This window comes from Photobacterium aquimaris, from assembly GCF_002954455.1.
GTDB lineage: Bacteria > Pseudomonadota > Gammaproteobacteria > Enterobacterales > Vibrionaceae > Photobacterium > Photobacterium aquimaris.
The window spans coordinates 465402-487271 of sequence record NZ_MSCC01000002.1 but is presented as its reverse complement, the minus strand read 5'-3'; the positions used below and the strand labels follow the sequence as shown (position 1 = coordinate 487271).

Below are 21870 nucleotides of genomic sequence, written 5' to 3'. Positions count from 1 at the left end.
AATGGTGGCTTTATTATATTTGAGGATTTTACTCAATAATAACACGGTAAATTACTTCACCGGTTTGATTAGGTTGCAAATTCCCCGTCAATTGCCACTGAATATCACCAACATATCCCGTATTATTTATGATCGGTAATAATAGCTGACACATTAACCCAGCAGGCATTACTGCGTTAGTGCAATCAACAGCTTCAGCTAGTTGTGTATATGCTGCGGTGGCATCGTAAATATTAATGTCCGTTACCACTCCAGTGCCAACATTAATAAATTCAATCGTATACTCGAGGATATCACCAGGTTTAGCCTGATTAGATGCTGAAGCCGCTGTTGCTTGAGATATATTTGCCACCGTTTTATTCAGTTTTAATTCTCCAGCGCCACTGAAGCTTACTCGCACAGTGTCACTATCAACAACTTGGCGCGTAATACCATGGCCTGTACTTGCCATATCAGCAAACACCATATCAGCGTAAATATCATAGTTATAATTTGCATTAAGTGGGGCATCGACAGGTGTAAGGACTTTACTCAGTAAACAAATATCGGTATTACCTGACACAGCAATAGATACAGATATTTGGCTATCGCTACCATCAATATTACCATTACAATTTACATCTTGGTACAACACTGCCGCCCATGCTGTATTTGGTGGAGTACCCATTGGATTAGCAATCGTCAAGGTTACATCCCCAGAGGTAGCACTAGTAAATTTATGCTTAAATAACGCCAAGTTACCCGGTTCAAGCTCAGTATAATTATCCGGCTCCATCCGCGGTTCTTGCACTTTGCCGAAATTCAGTCCTGTAAGATAATCACCCGCAGAAGCATTAATCAACATCTGACTGTCAATAACGCTGCTATTAGTAACTTGTGACACCGTAGTAACATCAGCCTCACTAATATCAATCCAACGCGCTTGTTTGACAACATTTAGCACAAGATCTTCATTCGCTAACAAGACAGGGATAACAACCAGATAAGATCCATCACCAGAGGTTTGTGTCGTAGCAATAATATCGCCGACAGCATAACTATGAATACCAGCACCGTTGTAAATCGCATTAACGGTGACATTACCTATTCCCTGCTCTTGGCCATCGATAACACCATCATGTGCCGCCGTTGCTGCACCAATACCATTATCTTCAAACACTAGCCCTCTCAATATAATCTGATTGATAAGTTCAAATTGATAATCTTCTACTTCTCCATCAACAGCTTCACCGATAGCAGTATTACAACTTGAGGCCGTACTACATAATCGGAAACGTGCAACTGTATCACCGTTATATCCAGCCGTTAATCCTGCATCAAGATTGAGATCAATATTAAAGCTAGTAGCATTAACAATATGATCTTCAACAATAAGCTCTCCAGGATCATTAAAGTTACCATTACCATTTAAATCGATAAATATATTTAGGAAACCACTGGCTTGTGGTACTGAAATCGCAACAGGTGTCAAGGTCGCAACCGTGATACTCGTCGGCATGATGACTCCATCTTCATCATTTAAGCCTTGTAAATTATCCCCTGTGGCATCAAGAGAAAACACACTGACAAGCTCAGTATCCCATTGATTACCTAGCGTTAAGTCTTGATCGCCATCGTTACCCGTATCTGAGTAATTATGATAAGCAACACCATAACTGCTCTCTGCGTCACCATAATCTCGGCTGCTATAACAACCTGCAGCATCTTGACCTGATAGACTAGTTGCCGTCATAGCTGATATATACAACAAATCACCAGTAATAACATTGAGTTGATATATCGCCGCTTTATTGATCACGTCATGAGTATTGTCACCTGTGGTGTCATGATTACCACCATCAGTAAAGGCATAGAGCATTATGCCGTTATCCATTACGGTACCTCCTGCGACGGCGGCCCCCGTATTAGTCACTGGCATTAAGCCATTAAACTGTATGATTTTCTCTGTCACATCACCGGTTAATGGGTTGATTTTTAAATATTTATTATTTGAAAAATCAATACTGTAAATAAAGTTATCATGCTCACTAAATGAGAAGTCATCCCCTAGCGTCACTGCAGCAGAAAGAGATATTGTTGTAAATGTTTGAGTACTGAGTTCAATGCGTACCAATACGTTCCACTGTGGCTGCATCACATACAAATACTGACCATCAATCGATACATCACCAAGTGTAATAGCCTCTAGATTTACACCACCACCAGTGCGTGATAATGTCTGGTTATCACTAAACGACGCACTGCCATTTGCTGCATGCGTCACAGTTTGCGAATTATTAGCGCGTACTTCACCTAGTGGCACAAAATCAGTGCCATCACGATCGGTGACAAATAAGATAACATTTTCATCAGCAGTTGATGTGTCGTAGAACACACCATAAAACAAGCCATTTTGACGATTAAAGCCAATACCATTTATATTTTCAGCATCAGGATAACCAGCTACAGCTATTGGGGTAACTAATGTGCTTAATTGCGCAGGACTCGTCGATGGGTCTAGCTCTGTATAGTCAATGCCATTACTGGTATTTTCATGAGTATCAATGACAATATTACAACTGGTATCACCATTTAGATTTGAAACAAAAACCCGATGATCTTCAACTTCACCGTCAGCAGCAGGCCCTGTTGGATCTGGGTAACCATCATTATTGGAGTCTAAAGCGACATTGGTTGTTGAATTAAAGTCAGAACTGATACGAAGCCGATAGCCTGTCACACTATTGCTAATATTAGCGCCCGTCGTACCAACATTATTCCAAGTTAAGGTCACGGTTGAACTACCGCTCGGGGCTATTATCCAAGCACTTTCATCATTTTCAAAGGTGTCATTATTATCAAAGTCTACCCAACCAGAAACATAAGCGTCATTACCGGTGGTATTTGTAATCGGGATAACTTGAGTAACTGTTGTATTAGAAACATCTAAGGTCACTAAACTCGATAGAACATCCTCATCATCCATTGCCAAACCATTATCATCATCTCCAACAAAATCAATATTTGGTTGACCATCATTTTCATTATCAGGCGCAACAGCACCTAAATATAGCCCCACAGTATCGGTTAAATGACGCGGGCCATTTGTCATTAGGGTTGTCGTATAACCTGTTATTTCTGGCGCATCACCAAAATCTAATGGCATAGGTGCAAATCGACAACGCGCACCATCATTTTGGCCGGTCGATGCATTCATTTGAGTAAAATCGACCGCGGTATAATTACCCGCCGTTAATGAAGGATCTGAAAGATCAATACGAATAATACGGCCAGGATTAGGATTTTGAGCCGCATACATAAAGCCTTGGTCATCAAAGTAAATCGCCCCCCATCCTATTGCAGTTGTTCCAACAGTACCCACGTTACCGAGATTGGTTCGAGCCCCTGTTAGTGGATCAAACTTCACCAAACTCCCCGTCGGTGTTAACGTATAGAGCATGTTATCAATTGGATTGATTGACATATCTGCCATCGTTGGCGCAGATATTGATAATTCATCAATTTGACGCAGGTAATTAACACTATTTGGATTAACATCAATACGATACATTGATGTACCACTGTTATTCATCAGCAATAACACCCCATTATCGTCAATATCACCACTGTTATAGTTATTTAATGCCATGCTACTATCGGTTATTGGTAGAACAAATGCTGTACCACTACCATCAACCATTAATACGGTATCTTTATTCTTAATATTGTCGCCAATAAGCGTATTAGTAATAAAGTTATACCCTGTTCCTCCAAATACGCCTGTTGCTGTTGGTAACACATCATCATACAAGGGTGTTACTTGGCCTAACGCTAAATTAATACTGGTGATATCTGTTGGTGAATTACGTAATAAATAGCCATCACTACTACAGGTCGGATAAGCCATAATCGCAAAGTCAGCAAAGTTAACATCCGTCGTATCCGCGAATATGGTCAGCGCCTGCATATTAGAAGAGCTTGAATGCATGTTTGCTGGATCACCTATTGTGGCGCCAACATATTCACCGAGAATGGTGTCTAATACACCGGCCGTTGGTGGACACGTTGGCGTAACGAGATCCGTTTCAAGTGCAGCCTCATAAATATGATAATTACCCCCAGGTATAACCATATTGTATTCACCGGTAGTTGCATCTGCTGTTGCCACATAACACTGATTAGTTGCTAAATTATGCGCAATAACAGGAATAGCAACGCCTAATCCTGCTTCCGTGGGATCTTTAATTCCATTGAGTGTCGGTGCAGTACTGCTGTCGTCAAATACAAACCCAGATAAATTAAAGCTACATAAAGCAGGTGCGGTTGGTAATGACGCGGCCATAGTTACACCACCATCACCGCCTTCATCACCACACAATAGCTGGCCGCTACAACTTTCATTACCACCACTGATATCAACGGTTGCGCCACTGCTATTAAAAATAACCCCACCACCACCGCCGCCAGCTGATTGACCATGGCCACCAGAAGATCCAACCCCATTACCACCGATAGCATTGACAGTAAGCCCAGTTAACGCCGCCCCATCTTGGTTATAAATAACCACTGTACCACCGGCACCACCGCCCCCCGGAGAATCTCCGCCAGCTGCTGCAGATTGATTACCATTAGCATTAATCGTCCCGCTGCCCGTAATTGTTGTGGCATTGATATAAACAATACCGCCACCATCAGCACCGTCACGACCAGCTGAATTGTTTTGCTGTCCGGCACCACCACCGCCACCAAACAGTAATCGAGTATCATCAACTAGACCCAAACCCGTTCCTGGCTCCCCAGGATAATAAATTACTGAGTTTCCATAATGACCACCTCGACCACCTGGGCCAACATTTGCGCCGCCGCCACCACCAGAGTTGAAATTACCACCGCCACCAGCATTTGCTGCCGCACCAATACCATAATCGCCATTAGGATAACCATTACCTCCAAGTGCAACAGGTGTACCAGCTATACCTTCACCTTTACCGCCATCGATATTTGATGCCGACAATACATAATTAAGACCGGTTGCAATGCCATTACTGGTATTTAATTTACCACCTCTAAAGCCTTTACCATTCACATCAATCGGATTGCCATTGAGATCTAAACTGCCATTAACAAACAGTGAAACAATACCACCGCTACTACCATCCCAATCTTCTGCGGTAAGGGTGCCTGTAAGACGTACATCTTCGTACATTGGCACTCGCACAACCTGATAACTGCTTTGGCTATCAACCACAAAACTATTGGTAAGATTTTCACTGATCACTAATGTTGGCGCGTTATAGCTAACAACAGTTGCTAATTCATATTGGCCACTATTACCGTAATTGATCCAACCACTACCATAGCCACCCACTTGACCACTACCATAACTATCGGTATTTGACGTATCTAGAGTCGTATTCTGAATTTGAATGATCATAATACGATCACCCGGATTTAGCATTTTAGTGGTATCTCCCGTCGCGGCACCTAACTCAATAGTGTTTGTTCCTGTCAAGGCTGAAGCGGTAGCAGGGTAATAGGTATTGACCACACCTGTAATATCAATTGGTGTACCCGTTTCACCTTCTATATTGGCAGTATTGATACATTGGCTAGCAATAACAGCAGGGGAAATTGGCTGGATCGGTCCTTTAAGAATTGGAATTTGATGATCTTCAACCTCACCATTGATAGCAGTACCGTTATAATCTGCCATGGTGAGAGTTTCAGACGTAATACGTAAACGAAGATAAGTTTGAGTGGCTGTTGTGCTGGTATTAATCGCAGTAAAGACTAAAGTTGCGCTGCCCTCTGTTACTGCATCAGCATCCACACAAGGAGCTTGACTAAACTCACCACTATCAGCAAAATCACCATCGGCATTGAAATCTCCCCATGCATATACATTTGCCCCAATATCAACGCTACCAGTGTGATCATTACAACTGACAAGTTGAGTAAATGAGGTTGCGCCTTGGGATAAGAAGCCCACAGTGGCAATCGCATCCTCATCAGCATTATCGGTAACATCATCATCGGTGGCATCAAAGTTATCATCAATACCATCGCCAAAACCATCATCATCAGTATCTGCTAACATCGTACCTAAACGCAAAGTAGTGTTACCCATTCGGTGACGTGCGCCATTAGCTGTAAATAAAGTGTCATAACCTAGGGTTTGTGGAGCATCACCATAGTCATAACCAACATCCAATAGAATACGATGATCTTCAACCTCACCATCATTCGCTACTCCATGAGGAGTTGAACATTGAGTGGTGGTTGAACAAATACGGATTCGAGCATAACTACCGCCATCTAATACATCCGTCGGCGTTATGAAGCTCAATATAATATCGGTATCATCATCCGCCGCCGTTATTGCAACTGGCGTAGCGGCTTCAGTGCTTAAATCAAACTGACCATCACGATCAAAATCGACCCATGCATAAACGGTGGCATCAACATCAGTATTAACGTGAACAGTCAGTGTTTCATTACTACCTGGCATAGCCATTAAAGTAGTAGCACTAACGATACTGTCTTCATCATCAACACCCGCTACATCATCATCTTGTGCAAGGCCATTATCATCAACCCCATCAACAAAACCATTGGCTTCAACATCGGTGGCGTTAGTGCCAAGGAAAATCGACGCAGTTGGAATATGCATCGGTCCCACACCTTCGCCATCAGCGTCGGAGCGATCGGTACCATAAGTATCAGGTGCATCACCAAGATCAAATGTTCCCATTACCACTAAATGATCTTCAACTTCACCATCGCTTGCAATACCTCCTGTTGATGTCGCAGAAATAGCATCGGTGGTAATTCGAACTCGAGCATAGGTCACACCAGCTGTTAAGCCTGTTAATCCGGTCCAATTAAAGCTGTATTGCCCTTCACTTACACCATCAGCAACAGTGGTTACTTGAGCTTCATCAGAATCAAATTGACCACTTTTATCAAAATCAACCCATACAACTAAATTTGCAATTTCACCGGTGTTATTAGTTGCTTCAACCGTTAAGCTGTAGTCGCTCGCATTGATATTGATTGGCGAAATAACATTAATACCATCTTCATCATCTGGTGACGCTTGATTATCATCGCTATTAGCAAGCACAGAAGGCATACCATCAGATTCAAAATCACTGGCTTGATCACCAACAAATAGCACCCCAACATCAAAGTGGAATGGACCTCCACTACCCGCTAACGTGCTATAACTGTCAGGCGCATCACCGTAATCAACATTATCAGAAACAATCAGCGCATAATCTTCAACTTCACCATTATTCGCTTCTCCTATTGGCGCACTACAATCAGTGGTCGCATTACACACTCTAAAGCGCATATAAACCGTATCGCTATTCGTTAATGTAGCGGGCACTGACCATGTCAATTTCTTGATTTCATTCACATCACCGTCAGTAACAACAGCGCTTTGTCGTTCTGATTCTTCCAAATTCCCATCAAGGTTCCAATCAGCCCAACCATAAACGATACCGTCAGTACCTGTTGTATTGGTGGTACTAACCCGCACTAAATATTGAGTCGCGGTACTTGATAATGGCAATATTTCAATACCATCATCACTGTCACCATTAGCTGCAATCGTTGCGAAAGCATCGGTCTCTTCATCAGGTGGTGTGCCTAAATAAATAGGCTGACTAATATCATGGCGTGGGCCATCAAATTGATAAGCAGTAATATAATCTGCGACTCCAACACCTGCGCTACTATCGGGTAAATCGCCAAAATCAAGTTCTTGGCTCGAACAACTACCGTTCACATTAGCAGGATCTGCTAACCAGTCATTACGTGCCGCTAAGGCCGTTGTATCTTCATAATAATCATGAACAAAATTCATTAACTCTTGGTAAGCAGATACATTATGAGGGAGATAACTCGGAGTAAAATAGAATTGACGTTCACCAGAACCAATCCAAGGTCCAATATGCGATCGTGGATACGCATAGCCTCCGATTGATGTGGGTGCATAAGGAATGAGCCATGCCATTGCATCGACATTATTACAAGAGCCAGCCACATCAGGTAAGGTATAAATCACACTACGATGATCAATACCTGTAATGGTTGATAATGAACCTGTTGTTTGAACTGTTAATTGGTTAGATAGCCCACCTGGACCAATTGAAGAATGGAAACGAGGTAATAACGTTGGTCCAACATAACCGGCAAATGCAGTCGCACTGGTGCCTGGGTAACCCACTTGTTGCCCCATATAAGTATTAATTTTAGTCGATGTGGCATCAGCAAATGTATCACCTTCAACAATAGAGAGTAATACGCCGCCCTGATTGCGGTACGCTAATAATGCATCAATTTCTGCCATAGAATCAGTACTAATCCCACCTGCACGATCAGATTGATAAAGAACAAATTGATAATCAGGTAACGTGAAGTCAGTGACAATATTATCGTTTGGAATCAGAATATCGTAACTCACATAACCTACGCCGTAGTTATTCTCCATTAAGGCGACGGTATTATTGCCCGTCGTTGGCAATGTATATTGAACACTTCCAGAACCTTGCTGGATCAGCATATGGAATGTCACTTTATGGAAATAATCTTCAACTTCACCATCTGTTGCTGCGCCATATGAGCGCTCATCAATTAGGGTTGCACTATCATCCGTAAGCGTATCGGTTGTTAAGCGTAATCTGATATATGTATCACCAATATCACCACCATTGCCAGAAGATAGATTGTTCCAAATTAACGATACAGTTTGATTAGTGGTGCCGTTAGCAACAGCCACACTAGTATATTCATCAGGCTGGAATTCTTGATCACGATCATGATCAACCCACGCATGTAGGGTTGCTTCAGCCCCTGTGGTATTGGTCACAGGAGTATCAAATGTCCATGTGGTCATTGATGGTGAAAGTACTGGGAGATTCGGCAATGTTTCATCTGCCGTCTGATTATTATCATCGTTTAGTGCATCAGTGCTTGGTTGACCATTAACATCAGGATCGGACATGAGATTACCAATATATAGCGCCGATGACGGCACATGATTAGCACCATCATTAGCAGCAACAGTATGGTAAATATCAGGTGCATCGCCCCAGTCTTGACCAGTAAGTAGTGTAATTCTAAAGTCTTCAACTTCACCTGCAGATGCCATTCCACCAACACTGGCATTCGTGAAACCATCACTGGTTGGCATTAACCGTGCACGACCAAAATAATACCCTGCCGTTGGTGAAATACCATTCCATATCGGTGTTTGTACTTGATAACTACTACTTGCAGAAACGGTAACTGCTTGCGCTTCTGTACTTTCAAATTCTCCACTGCGATCCCAGTCAATCCAAACGATTAAATCAGCATCAGCACCCGTATTATTAAGTACATTGGCATCTAAGGTATAAGAAGTTGAAGCTGTTGTTATTGCGGATAACGTCAACCCATCTTCATCATTGTTTACTGTTAGATCATCTAAAGTAGCATCATCACTAGCTTGCGCATCTTCACCATCAGTCGCTGTTGTACCAATACGCAAAATGGTACTGGTTGGATGTAATGGGCCATCATCTGCAAAACGAACATCGTAACTGCTTGGTGCATCACCACCATCGTAATAAACGTCATTGCTCAACAGATAATGATCTTCTACTTCACCATTTGATACCCCACTATAAGAGCGTGGGTCTTCATTGGTGCTTATTACTGTATCAGCTAATAAATCAGAACTAATGCGCACCCGTAAATAACGATTAAGATTGGCAGCTAAACCAGGGGTTGATAACCAATTAAGAGCAACAGCTTGATTCGTTGTTCCTGTTGGCACAACCACAGCACCACCAGCGGCGGTTCCGTTTCCGACAAATTCATCACGATCAAAACGACCATTGCCATCAAAATCAATCCAAGCATAGATATAGCTATCACTGCCAGTATTATTGGTCACCATTGCGTTAGCACTATAACGTCCTTGGCGAGTGGTAAGTGGCGGTAATACCATTCCATCTTCGTCATAATTTAACGTGGTATCATCACCGCTTGCTTGCAAGGCAATGGTTGCAAGCGCGTCAGACTCGGCATCAGGTAAACTGCCTAAGAACAAATTACTGTCAATACCATGGAAAGGACCATTGTCTGATTGGGTAGTACGATAATTATTCACCCCCACATTTATCGCTTCATCGGGTGCATCGCCATAATCAAATTCACCGATATAAACCATGTAGTCTTCAACTTCACCATCCAGTGCTTGTCCAGCCCAATCAGCGGCTGTTAATTCTGTTTGGCTACTTAATCTAATCCGCAGTGCCATAGCACCATTGGTTAAACCGCTAAGTCCTGTCCAACGTAATTGTGCCGTTTTATTACCATTAAAATAAGGAATATTGTTCGGACTAAAACTAACGGGGGTAGTGACATCATAATCAATAGTTGAAACAACCTCTGCTGCACTAAATTCACCATCTTGATCACTGTCTAACCATGCAATAAGCGTGGCTGGTTGCCCTGCTAAGCGAGAATTTCTAAGGGTGACTGTTACCGTGTAATCTGATGCTGATGTCGCAATATTCGCTAACGGCTGTGGCAGACCATTTTCATCATCACTGCCATTTAAATCATCACTTGATGCACTACTACTTGGTATACCATCACTGTCAGCATCTATGGTGCCTGTGCCTAAATAGACTGTACTTTTATGGCCTAAACCATGGTAAGCACCATTGTTCGCGGTTGTTGTTTTGTAACCATCAGGCGCATCGCCATAATCTTGATCGCCAATATAAATACGGTGATCTTCAACTTCACCATCACTAGCACCAAACAGCGAACGTGTATCTTCAGCAGCGCCGGTATTTAAATTTTCAAGAGTATCAGTGGTTAATCTAAACCTAACCACAGCAAAGCCTGCGGCAATACCAGGGAAACTGTTCCAATCTAGATTTACATCACCATTAGTGCCATCAGAAACGGTAATTTGTGCAACTTCATCAGATCCAAATTGACCATCACGATCCCAATCAATCCAACCATATAAATACGCGTCTTTACCTGTATTATTAGTGACGTTAACTGTTGCGGTGTAACTGATTGGCACGGGTGAGTTATCAAGTCCGCGTAATGTCACGCCATCTTCGTCATCATTGACAGTGTTATCATCACCATCAGCATAAGTATTGTCACTACTTGGATTAGCATTGGTTTCACTATCAGGTACTGACATTCCCATATAAAGATCATTGTTGATCACATGGTATGGGCCATTGTCTTCACGCCGAGATCGGTAGTCTCCCGCCCCTGCAGCTGTATTGGCAGTACTATCTTCAGCATCACCAAAATCTAGCTCACCAATATAGATAACATGATCTTCTACTTCCCCATTTTCAGCAGGTCCACCCCAATCATTGGCGGTAAGCACTGAATTAGTTAAACGCAATCGCATATAAGTGCGACCAGTATTTAAGCCAGAGAAACCACTCCATGTTAATTCTGTGGTGGGTATTGCTTGAGTACTAGTATTAGTGCCAGACGAAATCGTACTTAATTCAGCAAATTCATTCGCACCATCAAAACGGCCATCTTGGTTTAAATCAATCCAGCCATACAAATTGGCATCTTGACCAGTCGCATTATTGATCGGCACACCTAATGTATAACTGCTACTCGCTGCAGAAAGAATTGGGAACGGTGTGAGATCATCGGCATTTTCATCATCTTTACCGTCGTTATCATCACCCGAAGCAGTCGATATTGATTGGCCGTCTTGATCATGAGTATCATCATGGGTTGCATCACGAATATAAAGGGAGGCGTGGTTTTGAACATGGTAAGGACCACCACTGCTATATAACGTATGATAAGTATTTGGTGCATCACCACCATCGTAGGTATCAACACGTACATAATGATCTTCAACTTCACCATCGCTAGCTCCACCCAAAGAGCGAGGATCTTCATTAACCGTATTAATTTGAGTATCTGCTAATATATCTGTGGTAAAACGTACTCGAATATAAACATCGGTATTGGTCGCAATGCCAGGAAAACTGGTCCAATTTAAATTGGTCACAATATTGGTGCTACCGCTATTAATATCTGTCGGTAGGCCAGTATTACCACCATAAAACTCATCACGATCAAAACGACCATTACGATCAAAATCTATCCACGCGTAAAGATAAGCCGTTTTTCCAGTGTTATTTGTTAATGTAACAGGTAAAGAATACTCGGTATTGGTGTTATTTAATGGCATCACAAAGACACCATCTTCATCTGCGCCTGTTATGTCATCACCGAGTGCAAATGCTGTTGTTGGATCGTTTGCATCAGCTTCTGTATCTACGGTTGTACCAAGGAAAATCATATTGGTTACACCGTGGTAAGCACCATTATCACTTAATGTGGTTCGGTAATTATTAGCCGCAACCCCAACCGCAGTATCTTTTGCATCACCAAAATCAAATTGGCCGACATACACAATATAATCTTCAACCTCACCACCTTGTGCAATGCCACCCCAATCATTTGCTGTTAACGAACTATTAGCAACACGAATTCGCAGTCCCATAGTACCTTGCTGTAAGCCACTAATATTATTCCATTTTAGGGTCACTTTATTGGTTAGATTATTATTGCCTGTTGGGAAATTATCTTGATTAAATATGGCATTAGTAAACGGTATTCCGGTCGTAGCGACATTTAATTCATCAACAACCTCATTAGCAGTAAAAAAACCATCTTGATTATGATCTAACCATGCAACTAATGTCGCCATAGACCCAGAGGCATTAGTAATAGCCACATCAACACTGTATTCTGTAATTGACGTTGCTACCGTCGCTAGCGGTTGTTCAATACCATTTTCATCATCATTGCCACTATTGTCATCCCCCATTGCCGCCGTATCAACGTAAGCTTGATCATCATCATCAATATTATTAACCCCCATATAAAGGTTGCTGACATAATAGTGTGCCGGACCGCCACTCGTCGGCAAGGTTAAATAGGTATCCGGAAGATCGCCTAAGTCGGTATTTTCCGCAGTAATAAAGAAATCTTCGACCTCACCATCTTTCGCGGCACCTAATGAGCGCTCATCAATAGTCGCTGATGCATCACCATCAATAAGCACTTCTGAAGTAACGCGCAAACGCACCCCATAAGTATATGCATCAACTAATGCGGTATCGGTGATAAAACTGACGTTATAGGTTTCTTTTCCTGAATTAGGTGCAATAGTAATCATGCCATTGGTCATAGCTTGCACCGCACCACTACTATTAACCGCAGCTTGTGCTATTTCATCATTCTCAAAACTACCGTCACGATCCCAATCAATCCACGCATATAAATACCCCACTTGATCAGTATTATTGGTCACTGAAATCAGCGTATTAAATTGATCGCCAGCATCAAGATCAGGTAATGGAATATCAGCTAATGCATTTTCATCATCAATAGTATCAGCATCATCTCCATCAGCTGTTGACGTTTGCGGAGTGGGTCCATCAACATCAGGCGCAACATCACCAAGATACAATTCACTCAGGGCCGCAACATTATGATAAGGGCCACCATAAGTCAGATTAGTTTGGTAATTATTAGCCGCAGTGCCTGTTGAAGTATCAGGTAAATCACCAAGATCTTGACCACCGATTTGAATCATAAAGTCTTCAACTTCACCATCAGAGGCACCACCACCAACATCTGTTTCTGTGATTGGATCAGTGGTTAAACGGAAGCGAATAAAACTGTTACCAACAGATAGGTTTTGCATCTGATTTGAATCAAATGCATAGGTATAAGCCCCATTTTGCCCTGTTGGAATAACATCAACTCGCCCTTCTATTTCATCAAAAACATCATTACGGTTACTGTCTATCCAACCGGCTAAATAGGCATCGTTTCCGGTTGTATTCCTTACGGTTAATTCTAATTGATGACTGGCGCCATTTACCGGAATTGATGTTAATGGTTGGGTAGTTGCATTTTCATCATTACTGCCATTATTATCGTCCCCTAAGGCATCACTCGATGAAAAGATACTGCTATCGCCATCAATAGTGGCATTACCTAAATGTAAGTTTGATGCATTAGTAATAATATGATGTGGGCCACCTAATAAAGGATCAACAAGATAGCTAGCAGGTGCATCGCCTTGATCTTGTAGGCCAAAGAAAATGCTGTGATCTTCAATCTCACCTCCAGCCTCACCACCTAATGATGATATATCACTAATTTGAGTCACAAGACGGTTGGTTAAGCGCAAGCGAATAAACGATGTGGTGTTATTTGAAATTGAGGGCACTGATGTCCATTCCAATTCAACCGGTGTATTGGTTGCACCCGTTGAAACCACAACTAACTGGCCTTCACTATCTTCAAATCTACCGTTGCGGTTAAAATCGATCCAAGCGGCCAATGTTGCATCACTACCAGTAGTATTGGTTACTGGCACAGTGGCTTTATAGGTTGTCATCGTATTAAATAACGGCGGCAAAATAATCGGACCTTCGTCATCAATAGCATCATCGTCATCAGCTATGGCTGTTGCATTTTGTAAAGTGCCGTCATCAGTATCAGGGGCAGTATTACCAATATATAATCCAGCAATAGTAAGATGATAAGGACCAAAGAATTCATAACGAGTCTGGTAGTTATTTGCAGCCATTGCTGATGATGTATCTGGCGCATCACCAAAATCAGGATCACCCACATAGATAAAGTGATCTTCTACTTCACCATTTTCCGCAAAGCCTCCCCATTGAGCCGCGGTCAGTTTTTCTGAGGTTAAACGTAAACGCAACCCCATACTGCCTATTTTCTGCCCACTAATATTATTCCAAGTTAAGGTTGTTGTCGGTGAAGTTTGCCCTGAAGTGTTAGTACCATTAACAATATCTTCTGATGCCACAAACTCATTAGCGTCATCAAAATCACCATCTTGATTGAGATCTAACCATCCATAAAGATGGGCATTAACGCCTGTACCATTATATAAAGGTACTGCTAATGTGTAGCTTGTATCTGTTAAGGTCAAAATTGGGAACGGTGTTAACTCATCACCATTTTCATCATCACTACCATCATTATCATCACCATTAGCTGCTGCGGTTGGCTGACCATTTTGATCATGAACATCATCATGAGTTGCACTACGAATATAAAGTTGAATATTCGTATGATAGTGTGCCGGACCACCGTTGTTATAACTGGTATGGAATGATTCAGGTAAATCACCACCATCATAAGTATCTATTCGTAAATAATGATCTTCTACTTCACCGTCACTCACACCACCATAAGAACGAGGATCCTCAGCCGTTCCCGTTACAGCATCACTTAATAAATCGGTTGTTAGACGCACTCGAACATAAACATCAGTGTTCGTCGCCATCCCCGGAAATTGAGTCCAATTAATATTTTCAACCCAATTAGTAACACCACTACTGACGGTAATTGGCACACCAGCAGCGCCACCTGCAAACTCATCACGATCAAAATGACCATTGCGGTCAAAATCAATCCATGCATATAAATAAGCGTCATTACCAGTATTATTTGTCACAGTGGAACGAATGCTGTAACTCGTCTGCGATGTGTGTAGAGGCATAATATAAACGCCATCTTCATCATCACCATTAGCATCGTTATCGTCACCTAATGCTTTAATTGCAGGTACGTTGGCATCATTTTCAGTATCAGGTCCGGCGGCACCGAGGTAGAGTTGACTCGATAATCCATGGTAAGCACCGTTATCATTAAAATTAGTACGGTAATTATTAGCACTGACGCCATTAGCTGTATCTGGTGCATCACCAAAATCAAAGTCACCAATAAATATTTGATGATCTTCTACTTCACCATTGAGAGCCATTCCCCCCCAATCATCTTTGGTTAAAATATCATTGGTAATACGCAATCGAACATAAGTGCTGCCTTGCGCTTGTCCTGAAAAATTATCCCATGTCAGAGTAGTAGTGGGTGTTGCTTGATTTGAAGTATTAGTACTATTGGCAATGGATTCAAGTGCAGCAAACTCACCGTCATCATCAAAGCGACCATTTTTATTAAAATCAATCCAACCGTACAAATTGGCATTCACACCCGTGCCATTATAAAGCGGAACACCTAATGTATATGTGGTGTCAGTGAGGCCTAGTAATGGAATTCGAGTTAAATCATCACTGTTCTCATCGTCACTACCATCAATATCATCACCATCAGCAGCATTGTTAGGCTGACCATCTAAATCATGAATATCGTCATGAGTCGCGTTGCGAATATAAAGGTTTGTATTGGTATGATAATGCGAAGGACCATTACTGGTATATAACGTATGGTAGGTATCAGGTGCATCACCACCATCATAGGTATCAACCCGCAAATAATAATCTTCAACTTCACCATCAGTAGCGCTGCCATATGAACGCGGATCTTCTTGTGTGCCTGTAGCTGTATCTGGCAAATTATCGGTTGTTAAGCGCAACCGAATATAAACATCAGTATTAATCGCAATGCCAGGCAAACTATTCCAATTAATCGACACTGCACCATTGACTGTTCCAGCAGCCACAGTAATCGGAACCCCCGTTGCACCACCTGCAAACTCATCGCGATCAAAGCCTGTAGTACGATCAAAATCGATCCATGCATAAATATAAGCATCACTACTGGTGGAGTTTGTTACTGTAATGGGAAGAGTATAGCTAGTCGCACTATTATGCATCGGAATTAATAATGCGCCATCTTCATCATCACCGTTAGCATCAATATCATCGCCATCAGCGCGATTTATTGGATTATTAGCATCTTGCTCAGCATCTACACCTGCGCCAAAAAACAGCTGATTATCTATTCCATGACGGGGGCCATCATCACGCAACAATGTACGCTGATTATTGGCTCCGACACCATTAACAGTATCTGGCGCATCACCAAAATCATAACTTCCGACCACAATATAATGATCTTCTACTTCGCCATCTGGCCCCCCCCCCCCAACCCAATATTCGATAAACCGGCAGTGGTATAGCGCAAACGCAGTGCAGCACGTCCTTCTGTTTGTCCGCTTATATTTGAAAAAGTTAACGTTATCGGCGACGATATTGTAGTGCCATGAGGCACCGTTACAACCGTATATTCTTCAGCTTCAAATTGATTATTTTGATTCCAATCTAACCAACCATAAAGATAAGCATCAGTACTGGTATTATTACGCACAGGCACATAAACAGAATAGGTTGCTGCCGTGAGAGGTAAAATAGGGGTTGGGGAACTAAAGGCATTTTCATCAGAGCTATCGGTGACATCATCAGCATCGGCATCAGTACTTGGCTGACCGTCGCCTTCAGTATCAATTGTGGCACTACCAATATAAATATTGGTTTTATTACTTAAGCCATGATAAGGACCACCACTTAAGCCCAATGTTGCGAAGGTGTCATTCAGATCACCAAAATCTTGATCAGCCACTTGCAACGCATAATCTTCCACCTCACCGCCATTAGCGTAACCATACGAGCGAGGATCCTCAACTGCGCCGCTGACACTGTCAGTCAATGGGCTTGATGTTAGGCGAGTTCGTAAATACACAGTTGAATTATTCGTTGGCAAACTGATGCTTGCCCATACTAATGCGGTCGCAACTGCGGTACTGCCATCAGCAATAATTAACGCACCACCAGGGCCACTACCGTTTGAAATGAACTCATCTCGATCAAATTCACCATCTCGGTTAGTATCTAACCAAGCATATAAATAGCTCGAACTTCCGGTATTATTCGTCACCACTGCTTGCGCATTATACGCACTGGCACCGCTGGTTAATGGCAATAACAATAAGCTATCTTCATCATCACTGACATCAATATTATCACCTGTTGCCGTAATATTTTGTAAGCCATCGATTTCAGTATCAGACGCTGTTGTTCCTAAAAATAAGTTACTATCAATTGAGTGACGCGGACCATCATCTGCTAAGGTGGTTCGATAATTACCAGCACCAATGCCTACACCGGTATCTGGCGCATCACCAAAATCAGCACTGATAATAATTTCACCATAATCCTCTACTTCACCATCAATACTTGGTCCCGTTGGCTGATTACAATCACCAGTGGAACAAATTCTAAAGCGGGCATAGGTTTTACCTAAGATTGCAGCAGCGGGCGTACTAATGGTATAGGTTTGACTGCCAACAGTCGCACTGGTATCAGTAATTATTTGTTCGTTACTGTCTAGCCAATCCCCATCTTGGTTCCAATCAATCCAGCCATAAACATGAAAGGTTGACCCAGAATAACTGCTGTGTTTGCCGACCGTCACCACGATGTCGCGATCACGATTTAACACATAAAACCCTGCGGCCGTTACTCCATCTTCATCAGCAACATCAACTAAATTATCACCATCTGCAGCAATATTTGGTTGACCGTCAATATCAGTATCAACAAACGCGCCCAAGAAGAAATCTGCATGGGTACCATTGCCACTGGTGGTGACGATATGACTAGCACCGCCTACCGTTCGACGGGTTGTATAGTCTCCTTTTGCTGTCAGTGAAGTGATGTCTGGTGCATCACCCCAGTCTTTATTATCAATATCCACCACCATATTAGCGCTAAATTCTGATGTATCTTGTAAATAAGTACCAGAGGATAACGTGGTGCGTTGGGCAATAACTGTAATTTGATCACCAACTGAAATGCCATTTACCGTTAATGTCTTATCAAATCCTGCCCCCGACATTGCAGTGAGGCTTCCTAAATAAACCGCCCCTTCACCAGCAGATACACCATCACCACCAATATCTCCACTTCCTGCGTTGGCTTTATAGACTTCTAATGTGTATTCCCCGGTAGCACAAACATCACCAATCACGCGTAAATCATTATTATCAATAAAGGCATAATAGAGAACAGGACGAGCGAGGTTATTATTTGCCCCCGTTCCGGTATCATTAATACAATTATCATTATTAAGTGAGACACCACTGCCTGTGGTTGAATTGTGTAAATCAATACTGTTATCAACATTATTGTTAAAACTATTTTTGGTAATTAAAAAACCTTCAACATTCGTATTACCATCAATGGCAATGCCTGAATCACCATTATTATTTAAAATATTACATTCAATTATTGATAACTTACCGCTATGAATATCAATGCCATCTTCAGCATTATTAATAATCGTATTACTAGTAAAGTTTTGAAGTAAATCTAGATTTGATGTATTAGCTTGATATATACCGTCGCCCGTCGCATTTTCTATTTGATTACCATTAATAGTTAAATAAGCTGGCGCTCCATATCGAATATTAATAACATGATAAGGGGTCGAAGTTGTCGATGTCGTACCTAACAATAAATTGTGTTGTAATTGCCAATTAATAGCTGCTGTTTGGCTATTTAATGAATTTAAACTTATATTATTGTGCGCCGTTTTAATAGCATTATTACGTATAATCCCGCTATTTCCATGCAGGGCACTATTTCCTGAATTGGCTATCGTGATACCTGCACATCCTGATGATGTCCCACAGGTTTCTTGACCTATTACCGCATCATTACCCGCGGGATCGATACCGATTAAATTATATTCAATAAGCGTGTCGGTAATACCAGCGCTATAAACATTGATCCCTTGCGAACCACCGGTTAATGACAAATTTCTTATTGTAGTATTATCGGCATTAATAATAATAATTTCAGCACTGTATGCACTCGCATTAGTCGGTAAGTCTATTTGTAATTCAGGCTTAGCCAACGCAGCAATATTTTCGACATTACAAAGATGACTACTACCGACGGTTTGCGATGCGGCATAATCACCACTATTGGTATTAAGTACCGTTACGCCATCAGTATAGCTGTAAACCTGACCATCTAATGTGGTGTTAGCGCCATTAGTGCCAGTGATGGTGGTTAATGAAGATGTAGGAGAGATAACCCACCAATCAGCACTAGCATTTGTATCATTTGCAGCAACAGCTGGAACAAATCGCATATTATTTGCCCCGGCAATTGCGTTCGCATTAATAATAAATTGCTCTAGCGCGCCTTGCCCTGTTATTTCTGTGTTCGTAACAACATTATAAGAAAAACCGAAATCAAGCTGGGTAACTGAATTGGAATTAGCAGAAAATACAATCCGTGAAATATGTTCGCGCACAGATAGATCTGCACTACTACTGGTATTGGCACGATCGCCATCCCAACCTCCATAACACGCACCAGTTACAGCAATCGGAGTTGTATCAGCAACGCCATCCGCATTTGCATCACAATACCCAGTAACAAAAGTACCATTAACATTATCAGTTAACGCTGTAGTATAGGTTTGCTCTGCTAATGCGGAACTAGAGATGGGAGGATTAGGAGAAACAAAGTAGGTCACCCCTGGAATTTCAACAAAGGCATAATAGCCATCGGCATCTGTGGTCGAGGTTAAGGTTGGAGCGCCATCAGCAGCATTGGGGATCATATCGCCATCATCAGTGTACAAGTATACACTAACACCGCTAACGCCCACTTTATCCGCTAAATCACTGTCTCCATTTACATCATCATAGATATAACCTGTGATATCAACACAGCCTACACAAAACTTATAATCTTCAACCTCACCAGCAGCAGATGATGCACCAAATGAACGTGTATCTTCAGCGCTGCCTGTTGCTGTAGTGGTTAATTGTGTTTCACTAATACGTACACGAGAATAATAGTAGCCATTAGCTGTTAGTTCAGCGAGAGAATTCCAAGTCAGTATTTGAGGTGTATCTTGTGAACCATCAACAATAATAAATTCATTACCGCTTCCAGTGCCACTAGTAAATAGTTCATCGACATCAAACGTACCGCTATTGTCAAAATCAATCCATGCATATAAATACGCATCAGCACCCGAAGAATTAGTTACGTTCGCTGTAATTGAATAATTTGTATCGGTATATTTTAAATTTGGAAATGTGACTCCGTTTTCGTCATCAGCGGCAATACCGTAATAACTACTACCGGCATTAAGATCATCGGCTGTGGCGTCAACATTCTGCAGCCCTGTGCCATCATCATCAGGTAAAGTTGCACCAAGATAAACCTCATAAGAGGATCTTAATGCTCGATGGGAAGGGCCATTATCAGCTTGGCGAGTCCGGTAGTTACCCGGCCCGGTGCCATTTGATGTATCAGGCGCGTCACCATAGTCTTGAAAATAAGGGATGTAATATACATCCATGGTGCCCCATGCTTCCCCCATTCCACTTACAAGAATATTGGCATTTACCGTAAACTGCTGTGGTAGTGGACCGATATCGGTGTTAGGACGATTAAAAGAGGTGCGACCAAGTTCACAAGGACGACCACCCGTGCCTCCTTCGACCTGAAAATGACGGCCATTAAACCAAAAATCAGCACGATCATCGGCAGCCATTTCTCTGACTATTGCGTGACTAACTTGCACATCACCAAGATTATATGTTGATGATGCACTCGCTACATGACAAGTACCACCAATATAGTTATTACCTCGCCGCCCAGCAAACACACGAAAGCACGCATACTGGCCACTACTAGCACATGATTCAAACTGACCTTGAGAAAAGCCACTATTACTCACAACATATGGTTGTTCTGCTGCTGTAGAAAAACTTAAGCAGAAAACAAAAATAATAGAGAATGCTTTAATAATTTTATAATAAAGACGCATAAATATTAGCAACCTTACATGGCTTTATTTAATAAACAATCTCAACGCAATAGAGACTATTTACCATTAATGCCCATATAGATGCATTTATCACGCCAAGAAATAAAACATTAACCTAACAATATGAATTATTTAAAGTAAGAATTGAAATCTATGCTTAATACTTTTAATGACAATGATATTTATCTA

Annotated in this window: 2 protein-coding genes; both read right to left on the bottom strand. The window is 41.9% G+C overall.

The features are described from left to right. Positions 1-28 precede the first annotated feature (28 nt). Positions 29-16933: a GEVED domain-containing protein gene (locus tag BTN98_RS13040; RefSeq protein ID WP_065190139.1), complete on the bottom strand. Its 16905-nt coding sequence runs from the start codon at positions 16931-16933 to the stop codon at positions 29-31. A 14-nt stretch (positions 16934-16947) separates the two neighbouring features. Next, positions 16948-21681 (bottom strand): GEVED domain-containing protein, encoded by a 4734-nt coding sequence (locus BTN98_RS13035; protein WP_105030021.1) that lies wholly within the window; start codon positions 21679-21681, stop codon positions 16948-16950. Between the last annotated feature and the right edge of the window lie 189 nt (positions 21682-21870).

What these genes read in the sequence shown, in the direction of transcription:
- BTN98_RS13035 (WP_105030021.1), bottom strand. Translation starts at nt 21,681, where the DNA reads ATGCGTCTTTATTATAAAATTATTAAAGCATTCTCTATTATTTTTGTT.